2 protein-coding genes are annotated in these 1,854 nt (G+C 66.5%); both read right to left on the bottom strand.

From position 1 onward, the window contains the following. The coding region (locus HX774_RS19050) for a MucR family transcriptional regulator (protein ID WP_178828981.1) at positions 1–393 on the bottom strand (393 nt) is incomplete at its 3' end. Positions 394–557: 164 nt separating this feature from the next. Then, positions 558–1,772 (bottom strand): DUF2336 domain-containing protein, encoded by a 1,215-nt coding sequence (locus HX774_RS19045; RefSeq protein WP_178828980.1) that lies wholly within the window; start codon positions 1,770–1,772, stop codon positions 558–560. Positions 1,773–1,854: the final 82 nt, after the last annotated feature.

Genomic DNA, 1,854 nt, shown 5'->3' with positions numbered 1-1,854 from the left:
GCCGCCCTGGCCCAGGCCCATCTGCTTGGCCAGGTCCGAACGGGCCTTGGCGTAGTTCGGGGCGACCATCGGGTAGTCCTTGGCCAGGCCCCACTTCGCCCGGTATTCCTCGGGGCTCATATTGTATTTGGTGCGCAGGTGACGCTTCAGCGACTTGAACTTGCGGCCGTCTTCCAGGCAGATCAGGAAGTCAGGCGTGATCGACTTGCGCACCGGAACCGCCGGTTCCTTGGGCTCGGGCTCGACTTCGACCGGCGCCGACGACACGCCCGACAGAGCGGCGTGAATCTGAGCGATCAGACCAGGAACGGCGTCAGCCGAGACGGTGTTGTTGCTCACATAGGCCGACACGATGTCCGCCGTCATTTCGAGCAGTTCGGGTTTTTCTTCCATGGGGGATCGCCTGTTTCAGGAGCCAAACGCATTCGACTGATCAGACCCGACCCGTCGGTGTTTGGTTTCATACGGATGTTCCGGGATGAACGCAATGCAAGCATAAATCATCATTGAAACGGTGAGTTTCTATACTGATCTAAAACGAGATCAGCCGCACAGCTTCATCGACCGAAGTTATCCGCAAGCGCCAGCATCGCCGCACGCTCGGGTGCGGAGTATTCGTCTATCCGCTCTTCGTCGCCCTCGCGGATCGCGCGAAGAAGGGCCGGCGTCAGCGCCGACGACAGAGACCAGTTCCAGTAACGCAGCACCGTCTGCGCCCGATCCACGGCCAACATTTCATATGTAATCTGCACCCGCTCCCAATCGGGATGGACGGCGCCGTCCGCATCGAGCTCAGGCCGGCGCATGGCCCGCCACAGGGTCTGCAGGTTCAGCCGCGACAGGCCTGTGGCCTTGCACAGGATGGCCATGGGCTCGCCCCCGGCGTCGCCCATGATCTTGGCCGCGGTCAGCGGCTTGACGCCCGACAGATAGCCGATCTCGCCGACCAGCTCGCGGGTCATGCCCTGGCCTGCGGCGGCGACCGCGTCCTCCAGGCCGTTGTAGGGGCTCTTGTCGATGGCGGCGCGATTGCGCTGGCGGCGCTCGATGAACTGCAGCGCCTTGCGCGTCACCGGATCGGACCAGCCCTCGGCGGCGGCCAAGGCGAACAGGTCCTCGACGCTGTCCTGCAGGACCTCGCGCGACACGGCGAACCTTTGCAGCACGGCGCGGCGCTCCTCGGCTCCGCACCACCAGAACATGACATAGGCCCCCGACGGCCGCAGCTCGGGCCGTTTCAGCAGGGGCGCGCACAGGGCCGGGCTCTGGCGGCTCAGCGCCACCACGCCCTCTATGGCGACCTGCGCCAGACGCGCAGAGGCGTTCTTCAGCACCGCCTCGATGACGGCGTCCTCGCCAAAGCTCAGCAGGGTTTCCGTGACCACTTCCGACAGGCCGCGCCGCTCGGCGATCAACAGCCGATGCTCGATCCCGGCGTCGCGGACGCAGCCGATCAGGTCCACGTCGGTCAGGGACGCGCACTGCTCGATCAGCGGCCCGGCCACCGACGGCTCGTCGCGCAGCAGCAGCCGCGCCAGACTGTTGGGCAGTTCCGCCAGCGGCGCCAGCCGCACCGCCACTCGCCGCCGCTCCTCGACCGAGGCCAGCCGCAGCAGGTCCACCAGCAGGTCGCCCGTCACCGCCCGCTCGAAGGCGTTGATCCGACTGGCGGGCAGACAGACGACATCGGCCAGCCGCCGCAACAGGGTCTGGCGGACCTTCGACGCCGCGGGCGGGGCGTCGGCGTCGGAACTGACAGCCGAAATCGACATGACTTCTACCCTAGCGCGAGCCGGTTAACCGCGCGTGAGGGGCCAGAATTCTCCCTCCCCCCTGGGGGAGGGTGGCTGACGC

The sequence above is a fragment of the Brevundimonas sp. P7753 genome, assembly GCF_013386595.1.
Classification (GTDB): Bacteria; Pseudomonadota; Alphaproteobacteria; order Caulobacterales; family Caulobacteraceae; genus Brevundimonas; species Brevundimonas bullata.
This window is presented reverse-complemented; position numbering and strand designations above follow the sequence as displayed.